Here is a 20,741-nt window from a genome sequence, read left to right as displayed (position 1 = left end):
GCCCAGTGGCCGCCCCGGGCACGGAACGAGGGTCCGGACCCCGTAGTCTCGTCCCTTGTGAGTACGCGCGCGGCACAGGCATTTCGGCACGATGGTGATGTCGTGTGCTCCCTGCGTGGGCTGACCAAGACCTACCCGGCCGTGCGCGGACGGCGCGGCGCGCCGAGCACGCCGGAGGTGCGGGCCACCGACGACGTACGGCTGGACATCCGGCGCGGCGAGATCTTCGGACTGCTCGGACCCAACGGCGCCGGCAAGACCACGCTCGTACGACAGCTCACCGGCTTGATGCGGCCCGACGCCGGGAGCGTCGAGATCCTCGGGCACGACATCGTGCGGCATCCGGAGCGCGCCGCGCGGATTCTGGCGTACCTCGGGCAGGAGTCGACCGCCCTCGACGAGCTGACCGTGTCGCTCGCCGCCGAGACGACCGGGCGGCTGCGCGGCCTGGACGTACGAGCGGCGCGGGCCGAGCGGGACGCCGTACTCGACGAACTGGGACTCACCCCGCTCGCGGGCCGGCCGCTGAAGAAGCTGTCCGGCGGCCAGCGGCGGCTGGCCTGCTTCGCCGCCGCGCTGGTGGGGGAGCGGCCGCTGCTCGTGCTGGACGAACCGACCGCCGCGATGGACCCGGTGGCACGGCGGGCCGTGTGGTCGGCCGTGGACCGGCGCCGCGCCGAGCGCGGCACGACCGTCCTGCTCGTCACCCACAACGTCATCGAGGCCGAGACCGTGCTCGACCGGGTCGCGGTGCTCGACCGGGGCCGCGTGATCGCCTGTGACACGCCGTCCGGGCTCAAGGAGCGCGTCGCGGGCGAGGTCCGGGTCGATCTGCTGTGGCGGGACCGGGCGCCGCTGGACGTGCCCGAGGTCGCCGCGCTGCAGGACCGGGTCGTGGAGTCCGGGCGTCGCTGGACGCTGCGGCTCGCCCCCGAGGAGGCCCGCGCGGTCGTCGCCACCGTCACCGGCGGGGCCGCCTTCGCCGCGCTGGACGACTTCACGCTTGCCACGCCGAGCCTGGAGGACGTCTATCTGGCGCTGGGCGGCGCCGCACAGCAGGGGCTGGTGAAGGCTTGAGCACGCAGAGCGCCGTATCCGTATCCGTACGGAACAGGGCCACCTCCCCCGTGAACCCCCGTGTGAAAGGGAGCAGCGCCACGTGAGTGTCGTACCCGCCGAGGTTCTGCCGGGCAGTGTCCTGGCCGTGGACGAGACGGCCGCGCCGGCCGTGGCCGAGCTCGGACCGCGTGCGCGGCTGTGGCCGTCGCTGTGCGCCGTGTACCGGGCGCAGCTGTCCCGGGCGCGGGTCGCGCGCATCCCGCTGCTGTTCGTGGCGACCTTCCAGTCGATCGGGATCATGATCCTGATGCGCGGGGTCGTGGACGGCGGGGCCGAGGCGCAGGCCGTGGTGGCCGGGTCGTCCGTGCTCGTGGTCGCCTTCGTCGCGCTGAACCTGCTCGCGCAGTACTTCGGACAGCTGCGGGCCAGCGGAGGTCTCGATCACTACGCCACCCTGCCGGTGCCGCCCGCCGCGGTGGTGCTCGGCGCGGCGGGGGCGTACGCCTCCTTCACCGTGCCGGGGACCGTGGTGACCGCGCTCTTCGGGTGCGCGCTGTTCGGGCTGCCGGTGACGCATCTGTGGGTGCTTGTCGCGGTGATCCCGCTGGCGGGCGCCGCGCTCGCCGGACTGGGGGCCGCGCTCGGGCTGCTCGCACCCCGGCCCGAACTGGCCACGCTGCTCGGGCAGTTGGGGATGTCCGCGGCCCTGCTGCTGGGCGTGCTGCCGGCCGACCGGATGCCCGACGTGGTGCGGTTCGCGCGGGATCTGCTGCCCTCGACGTACGGCGTGGAAGCCTTCGCGCGGACCTTCGGACCGCACCCCGACTGGGCCTTCGTCCTGGGTGACCTCGCCGTGTGCGGGGTGGTCGGCGTCGTCTCGCTGGCCGTCGCCACCTGGGCGTACCGCCGGGCGGCCGTCCGGTGACGCGTCGCACAGGGCGGCCTGGCACGATGGCAGGGTGACCGCTCCGCTGACTCCACCACCGCCCCCGCGTGACCAGTCCCCGAACAATGCGTGGCAGCCGCCCGCCGGTGGGCACGCGGGTTCCGCCTCCTACGGGGCCCCTCAGGGTGCTCCGCACGACGCTGTGTACGGTGCCCCGCCGGGGGCGCCGAGTCCTCATGGCTCCCATGGCTCTCACGGCCCGTACGGCATATCTGGCTCGTACGAACAGGACGGTCCCGGCATGAAGACCGAAGTGCGAGAGGCCGCCGTGGTCGCGGTGGTCGTGGCATTCTTCGGGGCGCTGCTCGGGGTGCTGTGGTGGTGGCTGGCGCCGAGTGTGCCGCTGGTCGGGGATGTCGTCGACAAGAGCTGGGTCGTCTACTTCAAGGAGTCCGAGGGGGAGCAGGCTGTCGGGGTGGACGGAACGTTCACTCTGCTTGCGCTTGCGTTCGGGCTGGTCAGTGCGGTGGGTGTGTTCCTGTGGCGGCGGCGTGGGGGTGTGCCGTTGGTGGTCGCGCTGGCGGTCGGGGGGTTTCTCGGGTCGTTGCTGGCATGGCGGGTCGGGGTGTGGCTCGGGCCCACCGAGAATGTGATCGCTCACGCGCAGGATGTGGGCAAGGGGGTTACGTTTTCGGCGCCCTTGAAGTTGGGGGCGAAGGGGGTGTGGCTGGCGTGGCCTCTTGCCGCGTTGGTGGTGCACCTCGGGCTGACGGCGTTGTTCGGGCCTCGGGACGCGGATCCGTATCAGAGGCCGGGGCCCTCTGAGGGGCATCAGCAGGCGGGGCCGTACGGGGTGCCGCCGGCGTAGGGCCGGCGATGACGGCACCCCCGCTGTCGGCCTGAAGGGCCTCGTCCTCTGGTCATCCCCCTACGCCGGGCGGCGCCCATGGTTCGAGCGGCCCTTTTTGATGCGCCACTTGCGTTTCCGGGTTTTCTTCGACATGTCTCTCGTACTTAACCGAGGAGACCGGGTTCGTCGAGGGGTCACGCACGTCCGATGGGGGCCAGGGTCGCGTTCGTGAGGGTGGTCAGGTCGGTGGGGGAGAGTTCGACCTCCAGACCGCGGCGGCCCGCCGAGATGCAGATCGTGGGGTGGGCGGAGGCCGAGGTGTCCAGGACCGTGGGGAGCCTCTTGCGCTGGCCGAGGGGGGAGATGCCGCCCCGGACGTACCCCGTGGTGCGTTCCGCCAGGGCCGGGTCGGCCATCGCGGCGCGCTTGCCGCCGACCGCCGCCGCCAGGGCTTTGAGGTCCAGTTGGCCGGCGACCGGGACCACGGCCACGGTGAGGTTGCCGTCCACGTCCGCGACGAGCGTCTTGAAGACCCTTTCGGGGGACACGCCCATCGCCTCGGCCGCCTCGTCGCCGTAGGAGGGGTGGGAGGGGTCGTGGTCGTAGGAGTGGGTCGTGTAGTCGATGCCCGCCGCGGTCAGGGCCACGGTCGCCGGGGTGCCGCCCGACTGCTGCTGTTTCTTTGACTTCTTCGCCATGTCGATCCGCTCAGCTCCCGCTCAGTTCCCGCTCAGTTGAGGCTCGTCGGGCCGCGCGTCAGATCCGACGCCGGCAGGGACGGCAGCGTACGGATGATCGAGGTCTCGGTGCGAAGGAGTTTCAGCTCGTCGCGCAGGCGGGACGCGATGTCGGCGGACTGGAGCAGGCGTTGCTTCGTCGGCGTGTCCAGCATCATCGCGGCCGCGACCAGGTAGGAGACGACCGAGGGCTGGTCCGGGAGTTCGGCCGTGGTGGAGAGGGAGCGTTCGCGGGCGCCCGCGAGGCGCTTCTGGTACTGGCGGAACGCGCGGAGGACGCCTTCGGCCAGGGCCCCTGCCTCCTCGCCCGACTCATCGGGCAGTTCTTCCAGTTCCGCGGTCAGGAAGGGCCCCGACGCGTCCACCGACAGCAGCCGTACCCGTGTCGTGCCCGTCGCCAGCACCTCGAAGGTGCCGTCGGCCCGCTCCCGGATGGTCGCCGCGTCCGCCACACACCCCACCCCGTGGAACGCCTTGACCGGGTCCGGGCCGAAGCCCGCCGCCGGGCCGCGGTCGGGCAGCGCCGTGGGGTCCGGCATGCCGGGGGCGCTCTGGGCCACCTCGTGGCCGTCGCGGATCGCCACGACGGCGAAACGGCGCGCTTCCTCCTCGGGGGTCTTGAGGAGGTCGCGCATCATGGCGCGATAGCGCTCCTCGAAGACGTTGAGCGGGAGCACGAGACCCGGGAACAGCACCGAGTTCAGGGGGAAGAGCGGAAGGCGGACGGTCACGGCGCCAAAGCCTAGTGGTCGCCAGAGTGAACGCGTCCGGCGAGCCCACCTGGTGGATGTCCGCCACGGGCACCGCGAGCCCGCGCGGAGGCGGCCGCCCGCCGCCGCACCTCGTCGCGCACCTCCAGGAACCCGCCCAGCGGATCGTCCGAGAACCGGCTCCAGGGGAAGGAGGTGGCGTACGGGCCGATCAGACGCAGCTGCTCCAGGGCGTCCTCCCACCGGCCCAGCCGCACCAGGACGCACGTCAGCTTGTTGCGGATCGCGGCCGGCCAGAGGTCGGCCGCCGGGAACCGGGCGGACAGCGCGATCGCCCGGTCGGCCGCCGCGTCCAGCCGCTCGGGCGGCACCCCGGGACCGCAGCCGTCGTTCAGGTACGAGAGCACGGCCCGGGTCGGCAGGGCCTGCACCAGGGAGTCGGCCGGGGCGTCCTGTGCGGCCCGGTCGGCGAAGTCGAGGCACTCGCGGTGGGAGCCGTGCCAGGACGAGGCCAGATAGCGCAGGGCGGCCACATGGCAGCCGTAGTGGAGCGGGGCGCGGCGCAGGGCCGCCTCCCACAGCTCCCCGAAGTAGGTGTGCCCGGCGCGTGAGCCGCGCGCGTGGTCCAGCGCGATCCGCCAGGGCACCGGGTCGCGGTCGTCGGCGCGGGCGGCGGCGGTGATCAGCGGGCTCACCCCACGCAGCAGTTCGGCGCGGGCCGGTGACTGCCAGGCGTGGTCCACGGCGACCTGGGCCCTGACCAGCAGGACGTCCGGATCGTGCGGGGCGGCGGCGTACCAGGCATCCAGCCACTCCGGACGCGAGCGCGCGAAGGCCGCCAGGCGCAGCGCGTATCCGTCGCGGTGGTCCCACCGCGCTTGGTGCCGCGTGGTGGCGAGCAACTCGGCGGCGGTGTCGTACGCGCCCCGCCCGGCCGCGACCAGCGCGGGTCCGAGGCGGTCGTCGGGCGCGTCGAGGAGCACCTCGTCGTCGACGGGGAGACCGACGGCGTGGTGTTCTACGGTCCTTGTCGTCCGGGACGCCCGGCCGAACGGGGGCAGCAGAGCCATGGTGTCGACCATTGAAGGACCGCTGGTCACGCCCGCGCCAGAGGGAACGGGCAAGACGTGGAAAGTTGTACGCCATCAGGTCAAGAACAGGTAAAGGTCCACTGTTCAACAACTGTCCGACATCTATATCTTCGCCCCTGCGGTCACATCATCCTCATCGGCCTCAGCAGTCTCAGCTCCGGCGCAGCATCCGTGTCGCCCCTGCTGCCACCGTCGTCGCCAGGATCCAGCCCAGCAGGATCATTGCCGCCGCCAGCCACTGCCAGGCGCCGCTCAGCTGCCAGAACCCGACCTGGCCGAGGTCGATCACGGGAAGCAGCAGGTCGAGGGCGAACAGGGTCGGGTTCCAGGCCGGATGCTCGCCGCCCTTGAGCGGCGGTGGGTCGGCGTAGGTGAAGGCCACCGAACTCGCCGCCCAGAGCACGGCCATCCACACCGCCGCCCGGCCGGGCCGATAGCCGTACGCGACCATCCAGTCCTGGGCGTATCCCACGAGCTTGGCGGCCGGTGGCAGGGTCTCGCGGCGGCGGCGCTGCTTGGCGAGGAGCACCTCGCGCGCGTCCTCGTCCTCGCCGCCGGCCCGCAGCACGGTGGCCAGCCGCTCGTACGGCTCCGGGTTGTACTCGGCGGTCGCGGCGGTCACCCACTCCAGCCGACGTTCCAGCGGGAACGGACCGCGCGGCACCAGGTTCTCGTACTGGAAGCCGCCCATGTGCAGCCGGCCGGGGCCCGGCCAGGCGTCGGCGCGGTCCATCAGGTTGACGACCCGCGCCCCGGACAGCACCACGCCGCCGCGCTCCGCCCGCTCGCCGAGGAAGCGCAGCTCGGGCGTCTGGATGCGGCGCAGCGACAGCTCCTGCTCGTCGGTGAAGGTGAACCGGGCCCGCTCCAGGTCGACCGCGTCCCCGAAGCGCCCGTCGTCGAGCCGCACCCCGCCCTGGCACTCGAACCGCTGGATGCGCGTCCCGCGCGCGGGAGTACGGCCGCTCAGCAGCGGGCTGCTGCCGACGCCCGCCGGGGTCAGGTACAGGGTGCGCCCGACGGTCAGCTGCGGGGCGTTCAGCGCGAGCCGCGTGTACGGGTTGACCAGCCGCGCGCCCCGCAGGCTCAGCGACACGCCGATGCTGGCGCCGCGCAGGCTCAGCTCACCGTGCGACTCCAGCATCTCGGCCTGGAGGTCCTGGCCGACGCTGATGCCGTCCGCGGCGATCGAGCGGCCGCTGCGGTCGCGGTAGACGATCGCCTGGTTGAGCAGCAGATCCGTGCCGATGTGGGCGTCGGTGAGCCGTACGCCGTTGTGGAAGCGGCAGCGCGGCAGGTGCAGGTCGCCCTCGGTGTTCACGCGGGCGGCCTCCAGGCGCGGCACCGCGCAGTCCACCAGCCGCAGGGTCGTGAAGCGGGCCTCCGGCAGCAGGATCTCCCGGTCGAAGCGGCAGCGGCGCATCTCGACGTACGGCTCCACCGTGCCGCCCGCCAGGTCCATCGTGCCGCTGATCCGCACGCCGACCAGCTTCAGCGCGGAGACCCGGCCGGCGAGGGCGGGCGGGCCGTCCAGCAGCAGCCAGCAGACGATACGCGCGCGTACCGTCCGCTCGTCTCCCCAGGGATGCCCGCCGTGCGGATCGTCGACGACGGTGTCGCCGCTGCTCAGGTCGTACACACTGCCGTTGCGGAAGGCCTGCCACATGCCGAGTTCGGCGGCGGTCAGGTCGTTCGGCAGGTCGTCCGGCAGGTCTCCGTCGCGGAGGCCGGCGCCTTCGGTCACGTCTCGTCCATCCCCCTTGGTTCCGCTGGTTCCGCAGTGGCTACTCACGGGTTTCGTACAACCGTTCAATGCCCGCTGAGTAACGCCCCGAACGCTAGACGTGAAGGTGATCTTCCGGGTTCCTGGAGGGTTCTGTATCAGCCATTGATACGCGCGAACGGTGCCGGACGCGGGTCTGAGAGAATTGAGCCCGTGATCTCCCGAATCGATCTGCGCGGCGACGCCCTTCCCGAGGGCCCCGCTCTGCGCGACCTGCTGCCCCGAGCCGACTTCGACGTCTCGGCCGCCCTGGAGAAGGTGCGTCCGATCTGCGAGGCCGTGCATCATCGGGGCGACGCGGCGCTGATCGACTTCGCGGAGAAGTTCGACGGGGTCCGGCTCGACCAGGTACGCGTGCCCGCCGAGGCGCTCGAAAAGGCCCTCGCGGAACTCGACCCGGCCGTGCGCGCGGCCCTGGAGGAGTCCATCCGCCGCGCCCGTCTCGTCCACCGCGAGCAGCGCCGTACGACGCACACGACCCAGGTCGTGCCGGGCGGCTCGGTGACCGAGAAGTGGGTGCCCGTCGACCGCGTCGGGCTGTACGCGCCCGGCGGCCGGTCCGTCTACCCGTCCTCCGTGATCATGAACGTGGTGCCCGCTCAGGAGGCCGGCGTCGAGTCGGTCGCGCTGGCCTCTCCGGCCCAGTCCGAGTTCGGCGGCCTGCCGCACCCGACGATCCTCGCCGCGTGCGCGCTGCTGGGCGTCGACGAGGTGTACGCGGCCGGTGGCGCGACCGCTGTCGCGATGTTCGCGTACGGCACCGAGTCCTGCCCGCCCGCCAACATGGTCACCGGCCCCGGCAACATCTGGGTCGCCGCCGCCAAGCGCTACTTCACCGGCAAGATCGGCATCGACGCCGAGGCGGGCCCGACCGAGATCGCGGTCCTGGCCGACTCGACGGCCGACCCGGTGCACGTCGCCTCCGACCTGATCAGCCAGGCCGAGCACGACCCGCTCGCCGCTGCGGTGCTCGTCACCGACTCCGTGGAACTCGCGGACGCGGTGGCCAAGGAGCTGGAGCCGCAGATCGCGGCCACCAAGCACATCGACGACCGGATCGTCCCGGCCCTCAAGGGCAGGCAGTCCGCGATCGTCCTGGTCGACGGTGTCGACGAGGGCCTCAAGGTCGTCGACGCGTACGGCGCCGAGCACCTGGAGATCCAGACGGCCGACGCGGCCGCCGTGGCCGACCGGGTGCGCAACGCCGGCGCGATCTTCATCGGCCCCTGGGCACCGGTCTCGCTCGGTGACTACGCCGCCGGCTCCAACCACGTGCTGCCCACCGGCGGCTGCGCCTGCCACTCCTCGGGCCTGTCCGTCCAGTCCTTCCTGCGCGGCATCCACATCGTCGACTACACGAAGGACGCGCTGGCCGAGGTCGCGCATCACGTGGTCACGCTGGCGGAGGCGGAAGACCTGCCGGCGCACGGTGCGGCGATCAAGGCCAGGTTCGGTTGGAAGGTACCCGAGAGCAAGTGACAGGCATCGACGATCTCCCCGTACGGGACGAGCTGCGCGGCAAGTCCCCCTACGGCGCGCCCCAGCTGGACGTCCCCGTACGGCTGAACACCAACGAGAACCCGTACCCCCTGCCCGAGCCGCTGGTCGAGCGGATCGCGGAGCGGGTGCGTGAGGCGGCCCGGAACCTCAACCGCTACCCCGACCGGGACGCCGTGGAGCTGCGCACGCAGCTCGCCAAGTACCTGACGGACACGTCCGGTCACGACGTGGGCCTGGCCAACGTGTGGGCGGCCAACGGCTCCAACGAGGTCATCCAGCAGCTGCTGCAGACCTTCGGCGGACCGGGCCGTACGGCGATCGGCTTCGAGCCGTCGTACTCGATGCACGGCCTCATCTCGCGCGGCACCGGCACCGGCTGGATCTCCGGCCCCCGCAACGACGACTTCACGATCGACCTCGCGGCCGCCGAGAAGGCGATCGCCGAGCACCGGCCCGACGTCGTCTTCATCACCACCCCCAACAACCCCACGGGCAACGCGGTCCCGCGCGAGACGGTCGTCGCGCTGTACGAGGCCGCGCAGGCCGCCAAGCCGTCGATGGTCGTCGTCGACGAGGCCTACGTCGAGTTCAGCCACGGCGACTCGCTGCTGCCGCTGCTCGAAGGTCGGCCGAATCTCGTCGTCTCCCGGACGATGTCGAAGGCCTTCGGCGCCGCCGGCCTGCGCCTCGGCTATCTCGCCGCGCACCCGGCGGTCGTGGACGCCGTCCAGCTCGTACGGTTGCCTTACCACCTGTCGGCCGTCACCCAGGCGACCGCGCTGGCCGCCCTGGAGCACACCGACACGCTGCTCAAGTACGTCGAGCAGCTGAAGAAGGAGCGGGACCGGCTGGTCACCGAGCTGCTGGCGATCGGCTACGAGGTCACCGCGTCGGACGCCAACTTCGTGCAGTTCGGGCGTTTCGACGACGCCCATGTCGTCTGGCAGCAGATCCTCGACCGGGGCGTCCTGGTCCGGGACAACGGCGTGCCCGGCTGGCTGCGGGTGACCGCCGGAACCCCCGAGGAGAACGACGCGTTCCTCGACGCCGTACGTGAACTACTGAGTTTCGTGGGGGACACCCCCGCACCCCCGGAGGAGCAGAGCGCATGAACCGCGTAGGCCGCATAGAGCGGGTGACGAAGGAGACCTCGGTCCTCGTCGAGATCGATCTCGACGGGTCCGGCAAGGTCGACGTGTCGACAGGCGTCGGATTCTACGACCACATGCTCGACCAGCTCGGCCGGCACGGTCTGTTCGACCTGACCGTGAAGACCGAGGGCGACCTGCACATCGACTCCCACCACACCATCGAGGACACCGCCCTCGCGCTGGGCGCCGCCTTCAAGCAGGCACTCGGCGACAAGGTGGGGATCTACCGCTTCGGCAACTGCACGGTTCCGCTGGACGAGTCGCTCGCCCAGGTCACCGTCGACCTCTCCGGCCGCCCCTACCTCGTGCACACCGAGCCCGAGAAGATGGCGCCGATGATCGGCGAGTACGACACCACGATGACCCGGCACATCCTGGAGTCCTTCGTCGCCCAGGCGCAGATCGCGCTGCACGTGCACGTGCCGTACGGGCGCAACGCCCACCACATCGTCGAGTGCCAGTTCAAGGCGCTGGCGCGGGCCCTGCGGTACGCCTCCGAGCGGGACCCGCGCGCGGCGGGCATCCTTCCCTCGACGAAGGGCGCGCTGTAACCGATGAACGGGCTGTCCACCATCCTGATCGTCGTCGGCCTGTTCCTGGTCGGCGGCATCATCTCGTTCGCCAAGCAGCAGATGCCGAAGAGCCTCATCGTGCTGCTCTCCATAGGCGCCGCGATGTGTCTCGTCGCGGGTGTCCTGAGGCTGGAGGTGTGGAATTGAGCGCTTCTTCGAAGAAGGTCGTCGTCTTCGACTACGGCTTCGGCAACGTGAGGTCCGCCGAACGCGCCCTCGCGCGCGCGGGAGCCGACGTCGAGATCACGCGTGACTACGACAGGGCCATGAACGCCGACGGCCTGCTGGTACCGGGCGTCGGCGCGTTCGCCGCCTGCATGCAGGGCCTGAAGGAGGCCCGCGGCGACTGGATCGTCGAACGACGGCTGTCCGGCGGGCGCCCGGTGATGGGCATCTGCGTCGGCATGCAGATCCTGTTCGCGCGCGGCATCGAGCACGGGGTCGAGACCGAGGGCCTCGGCGAGTGGCCCGGCTCGGTTGAGCCGCTGCAGGCCGACATCGTGCCCCACATGGGCTGGAACACCGTGGACGTGGCCGCCGGCTCCGAGCTGTTCGCCGGGCTGGACGCGGACGCGCGCTTCTACTTCGTGCACTCCTACGCGGTCCACGACTGGACCCTGGAGACCGAGAACCCGCTGATGACCGCGCCGCAGGTCACCTGGTCGACGCACGGCAAGCCCTTCGTGGCCGCCGTGGAGAACGGCGCCCTGTGGGCCACGCAGTTCCACCCCGAGAAGTCCGGCGACGCCGGAGCGCAGCTGCTCACCAACTGGATCGGAAGCCTGTAGAGACATGGCCAAGCTCGAACTCCTCCCCGCCGTAGACGTCCGCGACGGCCAGGCCGTCCGCCTCGTGCACGGCGAGTCCGGCACCGAGACCTCCTACGGCTCGCCGCTGGAGGCCGCCCTGGCCTGGCAGCGCTCGGGCGCCGAGTGGCTGCACCTGGTCGACCTGGACGCCGCCTTCGGCACCGGCGACAACCGCGACCTGATCGCCGAGGTCGCGAAGGCGATGGACATCAAGGTCGAGCTGTCCGGCGGCATCCGCGACGACGCCTCGCTGGCCGCCGCGCTCGCCACGGGCTGCACGCGCGTGAACCTCGGTACGGCCGCGCTGGAGACCCCCGACTGGGTCGCCAAGGTCATCGCCGAGCACGGCGACAAGATCGCGGTGGGCCTGGACGTACGGGGCACCACGCTCCGCGGCCGCGGCTGGACCCGTGACGGCGGCGACCTCTACGAGACGCTGGAGCGCCTCAACAACGAGGGCTGCGCCCGCTATGTCGTCACCGACATCGCCAAGGACGGCACGCTCCAGGGCCCGAACCTGGAGCTGCTGAAGAACGTCTGCGCGGCGACGGACCGCCCGGTGGTCGCCTCCGGCGGGGTCTCCTCGCTGGACGACCTGCGGGCCATCGCCGAGCTGGTCCCCCTCGGTGTCGAGGGCTCCATCGTCGGGAAGGCCCTGTACGCGAAGGCGTTCACCCTGGAAGAGGCCTTGGAGGCCACGTCGTGAAAACGGACACAGTGTCATGACGTCGGATGCCGTGCGGCGCGTGCAGAGCGGAAGTCCCTGGGAAGAGTCCTTCGGTTTCGCACGTGCCGTGGCGGCGGGCGACCGGGTCCTGGTCGCGGGCACGACGTCCTTCAAGGGCGACGTGCTGTACGGCGAGGGCGACCCGTACGAACAGGCCAAGGTGGCCTTCGCCAACGCGGTCGAGGCGATCGGCGAGTTCGGGCTCGACGTCGGGTCCGTGGTCCGTACGCGGATGTACCTCACCCACGCGCGTGACGTGGAGGCCGTGGGCCGGGCCCACAAGGAGTTCTTCGACGCCGTGCGCCCCGTCTCGACGCTGCTGGTCGTCGAGGGGTTCGTGGACTCGCGCATCCTGGTCGAAGTGGAAATAGAAGCATTCAGAAGGACGTTGGAGGAGCCGGTCTCATGAGCCTGGCGGTCCGAGTCATCCCCTGCCTGGACGTGGACAACGGCCGGGTCGTCAAGGGCGTCAACTTCCAGAACCTGCGCGACGCGGGCGACCCCGTCGAGATGGCCAAGGTGTACGACGCCGAGGGCGCCGACGAGCTGACGTTCCTGGACATCACCGCGTCGTCCGGCAACCGGGAGACGACCTACGACGTGGTGCGCCGCACCGCCGAGCAGGTGTTCATCCCGCTGACGGTCGGCGGCGGTGTCCGCACGGCCGAGGACGTGAACAAGCTGCTGCGGGCGGGCGCGGACAAGGTGGGCGTCAACACCGCCGCCATCGCGCGCCCCGAGTTGATCCGTGAGATCGCCGAGCGGTTCGGGCGGCAGGTGCTGGTGCTGTCGGTCGACGCGCGGCGCACGCCCGAGGGCACCTTCGAGGTGACCACCCACGGTGGCCGTCGCGGCACCGGCATGGACGCCGTCGAGTGGGCGCACCGCGCGGCCGAGCTGGGCGCGGGCGAGATCCTGCTCAACTCGATGGACGCGGACGGCACGAAGGACGGCTACGACCTGGAGATGATCCAGGCCGTACGCAAGCACGTGACGATTCCGGTGATCGCCTCCGGCGGCGCCGGCAGGCTCACCGACTTCCCCCCGGCCATCGAGGCGGGGGCGGACGCGGTGCTGGCGGCGTCGGTGTTCCACTTCGGGGATCTGCGGATCGGCGAGGTGAAGGAGACGCTGCGGACGGCGGGGCACCCCGTCCGCTGACATCGGGCTGAGCCCCGGCCGTGCTGGAAGCGGCCGGGGCTTTCTCGCCCTCAGATGCGAAAGGAAAGTTGCGCAAAAAATATTGTGCAACTTTCCTTTCGTATCTACGGTGAGGGTATGACGGACAAGGAGAGAGACCGCCGCATCACCGACCTGGGCACCCTCAAGGCGCTCGCCCATCCGCTGCGGATGAAGCTGCTCCGCGGGCTGACGATCGCCCAGGTCGCCACCGCATCACAGCTGGCCGAGCAGGTCGACGAGGCGGTGTCGCTGGTCAGTTACCACTTGCGCAAACTCGCCGAACACGGGCTCATCGAGGAGGCCGAGCCGCAGCGCGCCGACGGGCGTGAGCGCTGGTGGCGGCCCGCCTCCGACGGTGTGCGCATCCGCGACGAGGACTTCCGTGACGCCCCCGAGAAGGCGGCCGCGCACACCGCGGCGAGCCGGCTCTTCGCCGAGCAGCGCACGGACATGTACCGGCGCTGGCTCGACGAGCGCGCCCACTGGGGCCCCGAGTGGAACCGGGCGGCCGAGTCCTCCGAGTCCAGCCTGCGGCTCACGGCGGACGAACTGGCCGAGCTGAACAAGGAGTTGCTGGCTCTCCTGCGCCGGTACGACGAGCAGGGCCGGGCCGCCGACGCCGCCGGTGACAGCGAGGGCCGCGAGAACGTCGCGGTGCACACGTACGCCTTCCCGTTCCGGCCCTGAGAGGACCGACGTGGCTTCGACGCAGACCGGCTCCGCGACCGTCACCGGGGCTGAGCGTGCCGCCCACCGCGACCCCAACGTGCTGCGCTGGCTCGGCGCGTACGCGTCATCGGCCATCGGCGACAACGTCTACTACCTCGCCCTGTCCTGGACAGCCGTCCAGGCCGGTACGCCCGCCCAGGCCGGTCTGGTCACCGCGCTGAGTGCGGTGCCGCGGGCCGTGCTGATGCTGGGCGGGGGAGTGGTCGCCGACCGGTTCGGCCCGCGCAGGGTCCTGATCAGCAGCGACGCCGTGCGCTGCGCGGCCGTTCTCGCGGTCGCCGGGCTGCTGCTCGTCGGCCGGCCGGGGCTGTGGCCGTTGGCCGCGCTGGCGCTGGTCTTCGGGGCGGTCGACGCGGTGATGATGCCCGCGCTGGGCGCCCTGCCGACCCGGATCACCGGACGCGGACAGCTCGCCCGGGTGCACGGCATGCGCAGCCTCGCCGTCCGGCTGGCCAACGTCGTCGGCGCCCCGCTCGGCGGCCTCGGCGTGGCACTGGGGGGCACCGCGGGGGCGTTCGGCCTGGCCGGGCTGCTGTTCGCGGCCTCCCTGCCGCTGCTGATCGCGCTCCGGGTGGCGAAGCGGCCCGCGGACGACGCACACGCGCGTGGCAGCGCGTGGAGCGACCTGACCGGCGGTCTGCGCCACATACGCGGCCACCGCGTCCTGCTACCGCTGATCGTCGTCATCGCGCTCAGCGACCTCGGCTTCGTCGGCCCGCTCAACGTCGGCCTGGCCCTGCTCGCCGACGAACGCGGCTGGGGCGCCGGGGGAGTCGGCTGGGTGCTCGCCGGGTTCGGCACGGGGGCGGGGGCGGCCTCGCTGTTCCTCACCAGGCGCGGCCGCGTCCCGCGCGCGGGGCTCGTGCTGTCCGTGTCCGGCGTGGTCAGCGCGGTGGCTATCGGCACCCTGGCCTTCGTGCCGAACATCGAGACCGCCGTCGCCGTGGCCCTGTCCATCGGCCTGATCTCGGGACTGAACGGCGTCCTGTGCGGGGCGCTGCTGCAGGCCGAGTCCGGCGGGGCCTACGTCGGCCGTGTCACGTCCGTGGCGAACTTCTTCAGCCTCGGCGTCGCCCCGCTGACCTTCCCCCTGACCGGCGCCGCGATCGGCCTGTGGGGCACCGGCCCGGTCTTCGTCGCCAGCGCCCTGGTCTGCGGGCTCGGCGGCGCGGTCGGCCTGTGCGCGGGGAGCCTGCGCCGGGCGGAACTGCCTCGCTGACGGCGCGGACCGGAGCGTCGGCGCCGTTGCCCTGTCCGTCGGCCTGATCTCCGGGTTGGGCGGCGTCCTGTGCGGGCGCTGGTGCAGGTCGAGTCCGGCGGGGTCTACGTCGGCCGTGTCACGTCCGTGGCGAACCTCTTCTGCCTCGGCGTCGCCACGCTGACCTTCTCCCGCACCGGCGGGGCGGTCGGCCTGTGCGCGGGGAGCCTGCGCCGGGCGGAGCTGCCTCGCTGACCGGCGCAGACCGCGAGCCGCCTTCTGAGCGCCGGCTAGATCCCGAGCTGCTTCGTCTCGTGCAGCTGGGCGATCGCGTCCTTGTCGCCGTCCAGCTCGACCTTGGCGGCGCTCTGGCGGCCGTAGGAGAACAGCAGCAGTTCCGAGGGCTCGCCGGTCACCGTGACGACCGGGGTGCCGCGGTGGGCCACCGCCGTCTGGCCGTCGGGGCGGCGCAGCACCAGGCCGGTCGGGGCGGTGCGGCCCATCAGGCGGGCGGAGCGCTCCAGGCGGGACCAGAGGGCGTCCTGGAAGACCGGGTCGAGCTCGCGCGGCGTCCAGTCCGGCTGAGCGCGGCGGACGTCCTCCGTGTGGACGTAGAACTCGAGCGTGTTGGACGCCTCGTCGATCTGCTTGAGCTGGAACGGCGAGAAGCGCGGCGGGCCGGTGCGGATGAGCTGGATCAGCTCTTCGTACGGCTTGGCCGCGAACTCCTCCATGGCCTTGTCCAGGCGCGGCGCGAGCTGCTTGATCAGAATGCCGGCGGCGGCGTCGGGGCGGCGCTCGCGCACCACCACGTGCGCGGCCAGATCACGGGTCGTCCAGCCCTCGCAGAGGGTTGGTGCCTCGGGGCCCTCGGCCTCCAAGAGGTCGGCGAGGAGAAGTCGTTCACGCTTGGCGAAAGTCGACATGGAGTCAGCCTACGACCGCGTACCGGGTCCGCCCAATGGACAGCGGGCCGTCACTGTCAGTCGCGCGCGGCACAATGGCATGCATGACCACCAGCACGCCCCGTCAGCCCAGTCCGCTGGACCCCGAGATCGCCGCCCGCCTCAAGCGCAGCGCGGACGGGCTCCTGCCCGCCATCGCCCAGCAGTACGACACCGGAGAGGTGCTCATGCTCGGCTGGATGGACGACGAGGCGCTGCATCGCACGCTCACCACCGGCCGCTGCACCTACTGGTCGCGCAGCCGCCAGGAGTACTGGGTCAAGGGCGACACCTCCGGCCACTTCCAGTGGGTGAAGTCCGTGGCCCTGGACTGCGACGCCGACACCGTGCTCGTCCAGGTCGACCAGGTGGGCGCGGCCTGCCACACGGGCGCGCGCACCTGCTTCGACGAGGACGTGCTGCTCAAGGACGGCCCAGCCGGCGCTCCCGGCCACGATTCCGGCGCACCGGCCACGGATCAGTAGGGTCAGCCGCCATGGACCTTGAGACCTTCCGCAAGCTGGCCACCGACCGCCGCGTCATTCCGGTCACCCGCAAGCTCCTCGCCGACGGCGACACCCCGGTCGCGCTCTACCGCAAGCTCGCCGCCGAGCGCCCCGGCACCTTCCTGCTGGAGTCCGCGGAGAACGGCCGGTCCTGGTCCCGCTACTCGTTCGTGGGCGTCCGCTCCGCGGCCACGCTCACCACGCGCGACGGACAGGTCCACTGGCTCGGCGCCGCGCCCGTCGGCGTCCCCGTCGAGGGCGACCCGCTCGCCGCCCTGCGCGCCACCATCGAGGCCCTGCACACCCCGCGCGACCTCGCCCACGACCTGAACCTGCCGCCCTTCACCGGCGGCATGGTCGGCTACCTCGGCTACGACATCGTGCGCCGCCTGGAGAAGATCGGCCCCGGCGAGCGCGACGACCTCAAGCTGCCCGAGCTGACCATGCTGCTCACCAGCGACCTCGCCGTCATGGACCACTGGGAGGGCTCCGTCCTGCTGATCGCCAACGCGATCAACCACAACGACCTCGACACGGGCGTCGACGAGGCCTACGCGGACGCGATCGCCCGCCTCGACGCCATGCAGGCCGACCTCTCGCGCGCGGTCGCCCAGCCCCCGGCGGTGCTGCCGCCTTCGGAGCTCCCCGAGTACACCGCACTGTGGGGCGGCGAGGACTTCCAGGAGGCCGTCGAGGACATCAAGGAGCGCATCCGGGCCGGCGAGGCCTTCCAGGTGGTCCCCTCCCAGCGCTTCGAAACGCCGTGCACGGCAAGCGCGTTGGACGTCTACCGGGTCCTCAGGGCGACCAACCCGTCGCCGTACATGTACCTCTTCCGCTTCGACGGCTTCGACGTCGTCGGCTCGTCCCCCGAGGCCCTGGTGAAGGTCGAGGACGGGCAGGCCATGGTCCACCCCATCGCCGGCACCCGGTGGCGCGGGGCGACCCCGCAGGAGGACCAGGCCCTCGCCGACGAACTGCTCGCCGACCCCAAGGAGCGCGCCGAGCACCTCATGCTGGTCGACCTGGGCCGCAACGACCTGGGGCGGGTCTGCGAGCCGGGTTCGGTCGAGGTCGTCGACTTCATGTCCATCGAGCGCTACTCCCACGTGATGCACATCGTCTCGACGGTGACGGGCCGCGTCGCGCCGGGCCGCACCGCCTTCGACGTCCTGACGGCCTGCTTCCCGGCCGGCACCCTCTCCGGCGCCCCCAAGCCCCGCGCGATGCAGATCATCGACGAACTCGAGCCGTCCCGACGGGGGCTGTACGGCGGCTGCGTCGGCTACCTCGACTTCGCGGGCGACTCCGACACCGCCATCGCGATCCGTACGGCCCTGCTGCGGGAGGGCACCGCCTACGTCCAGGCGGGCGCGGGCATCGTCGCCGACTCCGACCCCGTCTCCGAGGACACCGAGTGCCGCAACAAGGCGGCCGCCGTCCTGCGGGCCGTGCACACCGCCAACCGGCTCAAGTGACCCCTCGCAGCCGCCGTCCGCGGACCCGGGTGGCGGCCGTCACCTGAACCCCGGGTGTCTGATCATTCGGGGTTCGGGTGATAGTGGGGTACGTGACTGCTGTTCCTTCTCCCCGTTCCGAAGCCCCGGCTTCCGCCCGGGCCGGCCGTGTGAGCCTCGCCGTCGCCCTGCTGTGCGGTGCGCTCGGCGCGGCCGTGGCGCTGCTCTCCACCCGGCAGCTCTGGTCGGAGGGCACCGCGATGGTGCCCGGCGGCGCCTTCCCCCTGACCGCCAAGGGCAGCGACGTCACGGGCGTCCCCGCGGCCCTGGCCATAGTGGGGCTCGCCGCGCTCGTCGCCGTCTTCGCCGTCCGCCGGGCCGGCCGCTTCATGGTCGCCGGACTGCTCGCGCTCTCCGGCGCCGGCACCGTCGCCGCGGCCCTGCTCGGCGCCTCCGACAGCTCCGCGCTGGACGAGAAGGCCGCGCAGGCCTCCGGCGACACCTCGGCCACCGTCCAGGCGCTCACCCACACCGCCTGGCCGTACGTCGCGGCCGTCGGCGGCGCCCTGATCCTGCTCGCCGGACTGCTGGCCCTGCGCTATGGCCGGCTGTGGCCCGGCATGTCCGGCCGTTACGAGCGTTCCGGCGCACCCCGGCCGCGCGGCAGGAAGGCCCCGGCCACCGACCCCGACCGGCCCGAGGAGCTGTGGAAGGCCCTGGACCGGGGCGAGGACCCGACCGGATCCTGAGACCCGTCCGGGCGCGCCGTGACCCCCGATCACCGCACGCGCACGCGTGCGGGACAATGACTGCGAGCGACCGGCTCAACCACGTACGACACGTACACAGCAACGAGGAGCAAGCAATGGCGGGCAGCAGCCACGGTCACACCCCGGCCGCCTGGACCGGTGTCACGATCGCCTTCATCGGTTTCTGCGTCTCCGGCGCCTTCATGGTGTTGGCTCAGCCCGCGGGCTTCTGGGCCGGCCTGGCTGTCGTGGTCCTCGGCGGCGTCGTCGGCTGGATCATGCGCGGCATGGGCCTCGGCCAGCCCAAGGACGCGCACGAGGCGCTCATCGAGCAGCAGCGCGAGCCGGCGAGCGTCGAGAGCTGACACGCGTACGACTTCGCTGAGGGGCGACCCGGCGCCGAACAGGGCGCGGTGGGCGCCCCTCACGCGTGTGCGGGCACAATGCATGGTGTGAACGCCAACAGCCAGAGGGTGACGCGGCCCGGCGCGGGGAGTGTGCTCGCACGGCTGGCCGTCCCGGCGGGGATCCTCGCGGCCGTCGTCGGCGCCTTCGCGTACGTCGGTGCCGTCGACCCGAACGAGCCCGGTCACTACCCCGCCTGTCCGCTGTTGCAGCTCACCGGCATCTACTGCCCCGGCTGCGGCGGACTGCGCAGTGCGCACGCCGTCGCGCACGGGGACGTCCTGGCGGCGCTCCAGGACAACGCGCTTGCCGTCATCGGCTACGGGCTCTTCGCCGTGCTGTGGACCGTCTGGGTGGTCCGTGCGGTGCGCGGGCGGCCGTTCAGGATCGATCTCGGGCCGGTGCAGCTGTGGGCCGCGGGCGCGTTGCTGCTGGTCTTCACGGTTGTCCGGAACCTGCCGTTCGGTGGCTGGCTACATCCTTGATCAACTGGAGAACGTCCAGGTAGTGGGACCGGCGTCAACCGGATGCGAGGCCTACGCCCTCCTGCGGATACCATCGCAGTGACCATAGGTTTCGTACCGCTTTCTCAGTCAACCGTCTGGAAGGGGGCCGCTCGCGTGAGTGTGCTCGACGAGATCATCGACGGAGTCCGTGCCGACCTCGCGGAGCGGCAGGCGCGCGTCAGCCTCGACGAGCTCAAGGAGCGCGCGGCGAAGGCGCCCGCGGCCAAGGACGGGGTCGCCGCGCTCAAGGGCGACGGCGTCAAGGTCATCTGCGAGGTCAAGCGTTCCAGCCCCTCCAAGGGCGCGCTGGCCGCGATCGCCGACCCGGCCGGACTCGCCGCGGACTACGAGGCGGGTGGCGCGGCCGTCATCTCCGTGCTGACGGAACAGCGCCGCTTCGGCGGCTCGCTGGCCGACCTGGAGGCGGTCCGCGCGCGCGTGGACATCCCGGTCCTGCGCAAGGACTTCATCGTCACGTCGTACCAGCTCTGGGAGGCCCGGGCCTACGGCGCCGACCTCGCCCTGCTGATCGTCGCGGCCCTCGACCAGTCGGCGCTGGAGTCGCTGATCGAGCGCGCGGTGTCCATCGGCCTGACCCCGCTGGTCGAGGTGCACGACGAGGACGAGGTCGAGCGTGCCGTGGACGCGGGCGCGAAGATCATCGGCGTCAACGCGCGGAATCTGAAGACCCTGGAGGTCGACCGCGGGACGTTCGAGCGCATCGCACCCGAGATCCCGGACAACCTCGTCAAGATCGCCGAATCGGGCGTCCGCGGCCCCCACGACCTCATCGCCTACGCCAACGCCGGCGCCGACGCGGTCCTGGTCGGCGAGTCCCTCGTCACCGGCAAGGACCCGAAGTCGGCGGTCTCCGACCTGGTGGCAGCGGGCGAGCACCCCGCACTGCGGCACGGCCGCAGCTGATCTTTCGCTAGGCTTGCCCCGATGACGCTCACGACGACGACCACGGACAGGTACGCCCGCCTCGCGCGCGGCTGCCGCCCCCGTGGCTGCCGTGCGCCCGCGCGACGCGTGCATGGCCGTCGGGTCCGATACGTCATCGGGGACGAACCTGGGCAGGTAAACGGCCGTCGATGGCAGCGCGCCCTATAGGGGCGCGGGGAACTGCGCGACAAGCCACATCGAGCCCGCAGTCAACGGACAAACCCCGCCCCCACGGCGATCAGTGT

The 20,741-nt window shown here is 71.8% G+C and carries 26 protein-coding genes; 21 read left to right on the top strand and 5 right to left on the bottom strand.

Annotated elements, in window-relative coordinates:
- Nucleotides 1–102 precede the first annotated feature (102 nt).
- From ACWGDB_RS18025 to ACWGDB_RS18015, 3 genes are all read left to right on the top strand, one after another.
- Nucleotides 103–1,077, top strand: coding sequence for an ABC transporter ATP-binding protein (locus ACWGDB_RS18025; protein ID WP_453823321.1), 975 nt, complete (start codon nt 103–105; stop codon nt 1,075–1,077).
- Between the two features lie 82 nt (nt 1,078–1,159).
- Entirely contained in the window at nt 1,160–1,984 is an 825-nt protein-coding gene (locus ACWGDB_RS18020) for an ABC transporter permease (RefSeq protein WP_453823320.1), read from the top strand.
- Nucleotides 1,985–2,018: 34 nt separating this feature from the next.
- A complete protein-coding gene (locus ACWGDB_RS18015) occupies nt 2,019–2,813 on the top strand; it encodes an AAA family ATPase (RefSeq protein ID WP_453823319.1) in 795 nt (264 codons plus the stop codon).
- 176 nt (nt 2,814–2,989) lie between these two features.
- Here the strand turns inward: ACWGDB_RS18015 and ybaK are convergent, their stop codons facing one another.
- The 4 genes from ybaK to ACWGDB_RS17995 form a co-directional block, all read right to left on the bottom strand.
- The gene (ybaK, locus tag ACWGDB_RS18010; protein ID WP_453823318.1) at nt 2,990–3,493 is read right to left on the bottom strand and encodes a Cys-tRNA(Pro) deacylase; all 504 of its coding nucleotides are present in this window, start codon (nt 3,491–3,493) and stop codon (nt 2,990–2,992) included.
- A 32-nt stretch (nt 3,494–3,525) separates the two neighbouring features.
- Nucleotides 3,526–4,263, bottom strand: coding sequence for an LON peptidase substrate-binding domain-containing protein (locus tag ACWGDB_RS18005; RefSeq protein ID WP_453823317.1), 738 nt, complete (start codon nt 4,261–4,263; stop codon nt 3,526–3,528).
- Between the two features lie 11 nt (nt 4,264–4,274).
- Entirely contained in the window at nt 4,275–5,324 is a 1,050-nt protein-coding gene (locus ACWGDB_RS18000) for a hypothetical protein (protein WP_453823316.1), read from the bottom strand.
- 160 nt (nt 5,325–5,484) lie between these two features.
- Nucleotides 5,485–7,077, bottom strand: coding sequence for an oxidoreductase (locus ACWGDB_RS17995; RefSeq protein WP_453823315.1), 1,593 nt, complete (start codon nt 7,075–7,077; stop codon nt 5,485–5,487).
- Nucleotides 7,078–7,269: 192 nt separating this feature from the next.
- Between ACWGDB_RS17995 and hisD the strand changes: the two genes are divergently transcribed.
- The 11 genes from hisD (at nt 7,270) to ACWGDB_RS17940 (ending at nt 15,239) form a co-directional block, all read left to right on the top strand.
- Nucleotides 7,270–8,595 carry a histidinol dehydrogenase gene (gene hisD, locus ACWGDB_RS17990; RefSeq protein WP_453823314.1) on the top strand — a complete coding sequence of 442 codons (1,326 nt, stop codon included), beginning with the start codon at nt 7,270–7,272 and terminating at the stop codon, nt 8,593–8,595.
- Nucleotides 8,592–9,728 (top strand): histidinol-phosphate transaminase, encoded by a 1,137-nt coding sequence (locus tag ACWGDB_RS17985; RefSeq protein WP_453823313.1) that lies wholly within the window; start codon nt 8,592–8,594, stop codon nt 9,726–9,728. Before hisD ends, ACWGDB_RS17985 begins: the two co-directional genes overlap by 4 nt.
- Complete coding sequence (gene hisB / locus ACWGDB_RS17980) at nt 9,725–10,318, top strand: imidazoleglycerol-phosphate dehydratase HisB (RefSeq protein ID WP_030951295.1); 594 nt, start codon at nt 9,725–9,727, stop codon at nt 10,316–10,318. Before ACWGDB_RS17985 ends, hisB begins: the two co-directional genes overlap by 4 nt.
- Nucleotides 10,319–10,321: 3 nt before the next feature.
- A complete protein-coding gene (locus ACWGDB_RS17975) occupies nt 10,322–10,486 on the top strand; it encodes a hypothetical protein (RefSeq protein WP_362378252.1) in 165 nt (54 codons plus the stop codon).
- A complete protein-coding gene (gene hisH, locus ACWGDB_RS17970; RefSeq protein ID WP_453823312.1) occupies nt 10,483–11,127 on the top strand; it encodes an imidazole glycerol phosphate synthase subunit HisH in 645 nt (214 codons plus the stop codon). The genes ACWGDB_RS17975 and hisH overlap by 4 nt, the downstream gene beginning before the upstream one ends.
- 4 nt (nt 11,128–11,131) lie before the next feature.
- The gene (gene priA / locus ACWGDB_RS17965) at nt 11,132–11,854 is read left to right on the top strand and encodes a bifunctional 1-(5-phosphoribosyl)-5-((5-phosphoribosylamino)methylideneamino)imidazole-4-carboxamide isomerase/phosphoribosylanthranilate isomerase PriA (RefSeq protein ID WP_328882271.1); all 723 of its coding nucleotides are present in this window, start codon (nt 11,132–11,134) and stop codon (nt 11,852–11,854) included.
- A gap of 16 nt (nt 11,855–11,870) precedes the next feature.
- Nucleotides 11,871–12,284: a RidA family protein gene (locus tag ACWGDB_RS17960; RefSeq protein ID WP_383596704.1), complete on the top strand. Its 414-nt coding sequence runs from the start codon at nt 11,871–11,873 to the stop codon at nt 12,282–12,284.
- Entirely contained in the window at nt 12,281–13,036 is a 756-nt protein-coding gene (gene hisF / locus ACWGDB_RS17955) for an imidazole glycerol phosphate synthase subunit HisF (RefSeq protein WP_453823311.1), read from the top strand. The genes ACWGDB_RS17960 and hisF overlap by 4 nt, the downstream gene beginning before the upstream one ends.
- Before the next feature lie 117 nt (nt 13,037–13,153).
- Nucleotides 13,154–13,744 carry an ArsR/SmtB family transcription factor gene (locus ACWGDB_RS17950; protein ID WP_453823310.1) on the top strand — a complete coding sequence of 197 codons (591 nt, stop codon included), beginning with the start codon at nt 13,154–13,156 and terminating at the stop codon, nt 13,742–13,744.
- Between the two features lie 10 nt (nt 13,745–13,754).
- Nucleotides 13,755–15,005: an MFS transporter gene (locus ACWGDB_RS17945; protein WP_453823309.1), complete on the top strand. Its 1,251-nt coding sequence runs from the start codon at nt 13,755–13,757 to the stop codon at nt 15,003–15,005.
- A gap of 69 nt (nt 15,006–15,074) precedes the next feature.
- Complete coding sequence (locus ACWGDB_RS17940) at nt 15,075–15,239, top strand: hypothetical protein (protein WP_453823308.1); 165 nt, start codon at nt 15,075–15,077, stop codon at nt 15,237–15,239.
- A 35-nt stretch (nt 15,240–15,274) separates the two neighbouring features.
- Here the strand turns inward: ACWGDB_RS17940 and ACWGDB_RS17935 are convergent, their stop codons facing one another.
- Complete coding sequence (locus tag ACWGDB_RS17935) at nt 15,275–15,910, bottom strand: TIGR03085 family metal-binding protein (protein WP_453823307.1); 636 nt, start codon at nt 15,908–15,910, stop codon at nt 15,275–15,277.
- A gap of 74 nt (nt 15,911–15,984) precedes the next feature.
- On the opposite strand from ACWGDB_RS17935, the gene hisI reads away from it, so the two are divergent.
- From hisI to trpM, 7 genes are all read left to right on the top strand, one after another.
- Nucleotides 15,985–16,413 (top strand): phosphoribosyl-AMP cyclohydrolase, encoded by a 429-nt coding sequence (gene hisI, locus ACWGDB_RS17930; RefSeq protein WP_453823306.1) that lies wholly within the window; start codon nt 15,985–15,987, stop codon nt 16,411–16,413.
- An 11-nt stretch (nt 16,414–16,424) separates the two neighbouring features.
- Nucleotides 16,425–17,912 carry an anthranilate synthase component I gene (locus ACWGDB_RS17925; RefSeq protein ID WP_453823305.1) on the top strand — a complete coding sequence of 496 codons (1,488 nt, stop codon included), beginning with the start codon at nt 16,425–16,427 and terminating at the stop codon, nt 17,910–17,912.
- 83 nt (nt 17,913–17,995) lie between these two features.
- Nucleotides 17,996–18,640, top strand: coding sequence for a TIGR02234 family membrane protein (locus ACWGDB_RS17920; protein ID WP_453823304.1), 645 nt, complete (start codon nt 17,996–17,998; stop codon nt 18,638–18,640).
- Between the two features lie 116 nt (nt 18,641–18,756).
- Nucleotides 18,757–19,005 carry an HGxxPAAW family protein gene (locus tag ACWGDB_RS17915; RefSeq protein ID WP_453823303.1) on the top strand — a complete coding sequence of 83 codons (249 nt, stop codon included), beginning with the start codon at nt 18,757–18,759 and terminating at the stop codon, nt 19,003–19,005.
- A gap of 78 nt (nt 19,006–19,083) precedes the next feature.
- A complete protein-coding gene (locus ACWGDB_RS17910) occupies nt 19,084–19,530 on the top strand; it encodes a DUF2752 domain-containing protein (protein ID WP_453823302.1) in 447 nt (148 codons plus the stop codon).
- 135 nt (nt 19,531–19,665) lie between these two features.
- Complete coding sequence (trpC, locus tag ACWGDB_RS17905) at nt 19,666–20,475, top strand: indole-3-glycerol phosphate synthase TrpC (protein WP_383596731.1); 810 nt, start codon at nt 19,666–19,668, stop codon at nt 20,473–20,475.
- Between the two features lie 21 nt (nt 20,476–20,496).
- Nucleotides 20,497–20,664 (top strand): tryptophan biosynthesis modulator TrpM, encoded by a 168-nt coding sequence (gene trpM, locus ACWGDB_RS17900; protein WP_164932276.1) that lies wholly within the window; start codon nt 20,497–20,499, stop codon nt 20,662–20,664.
- Nucleotides 20,665–20,741 lie beyond the last annotated feature (77 nt).

Source organism: Streptomyces sp. NPDC055013, from assembly GCF_053608645.1.
Note: the sequence above shows the minus strand (reverse complement) of the source record. Positions and strands in the feature narration are given on the sequence as shown.

Coding starts and splice junctions, on each gene's coding strand:
- ybaK (WP_453823318.1), bottom strand. CDS start 3,493: ATGGCGAAGAAGTCAAAGAAACAGCAGCAGTCGGGCGGCACCCCGGCG.
- ACWGDB_RS18000 (WP_453823316.1), bottom strand. CDS start 5,324: ATGGTCGACACCATGGCTCTGCTGCCCCCGTTCGGCCGGGCGTCCCGG.
- hisB (WP_030951295.1), top strand. CDS start 9,725: ATGAACCGCGTAGGCCGCATAGAGCGGGTGACGAAGGAGACCTCGGTC.
- ACWGDB_RS17975 (WP_362378252.1), top strand. CDS start 10,322: ATGAACGGGCTGTCCACCATCCTGATCGTCGTCGGCCTGTTCCTGGTC.
- priA (WP_328882271.1), top strand. CDS start 11,132: ATGGCCAAGCTCGAACTCCTCCCCGCCGTAGACGTCCGCGACGGCCAG.
- ACWGDB_RS17960 (WP_383596704.1), top strand. CDS start 11,871: ATGACGTCGGATGCCGTGCGGCGCGTGCAGAGCGGAAGTCCCTGGGAA.
- hisF (WP_453823311.1), top strand. CDS start 12,281: ATGAGCCTGGCGGTCCGAGTCATCCCCTGCCTGGACGTGGACAACGGC.
- ACWGDB_RS17950 (WP_453823310.1), top strand. CDS start 13,154: ATGACGGACAAGGAGAGAGACCGCCGCATCACCGACCTGGGCACCCTC.
- ACWGDB_RS17935 (WP_453823307.1), bottom strand. CDS start 15,910: ATGTCGACTTTCGCCAAGCGTGAACGACTTCTCCTCGCCGACCTCTTG.
- hisI (WP_453823306.1), top strand. CDS start 15,985: ATGGCATGCATGACCACCAGCACGCCCCGTCAGCCCAGTCCGCTGGAC.
- ACWGDB_RS17925 (WP_453823305.1), top strand. CDS start 16,425: ATGGACCTTGAGACCTTCCGCAAGCTGGCCACCGACCGCCGCGTCATT.
- ACWGDB_RS17915 (WP_453823303.1), top strand. CDS start 18,757: ATGGCGGGCAGCAGCCACGGTCACACCCCGGCCGCCTGGACCGGTGTC.
- ACWGDB_RS17910 (WP_453823302.1), top strand. CDS start 19,084: ATGCATGGTGTGAACGCCAACAGCCAGAGGGTGACGCGGCCCGGCGCG.
- trpM (WP_164932276.1), top strand. CDS start 20,497: ATGACGCTCACGACGACGACCACGGACAGGTACGCCCGCCTCGCGCGC.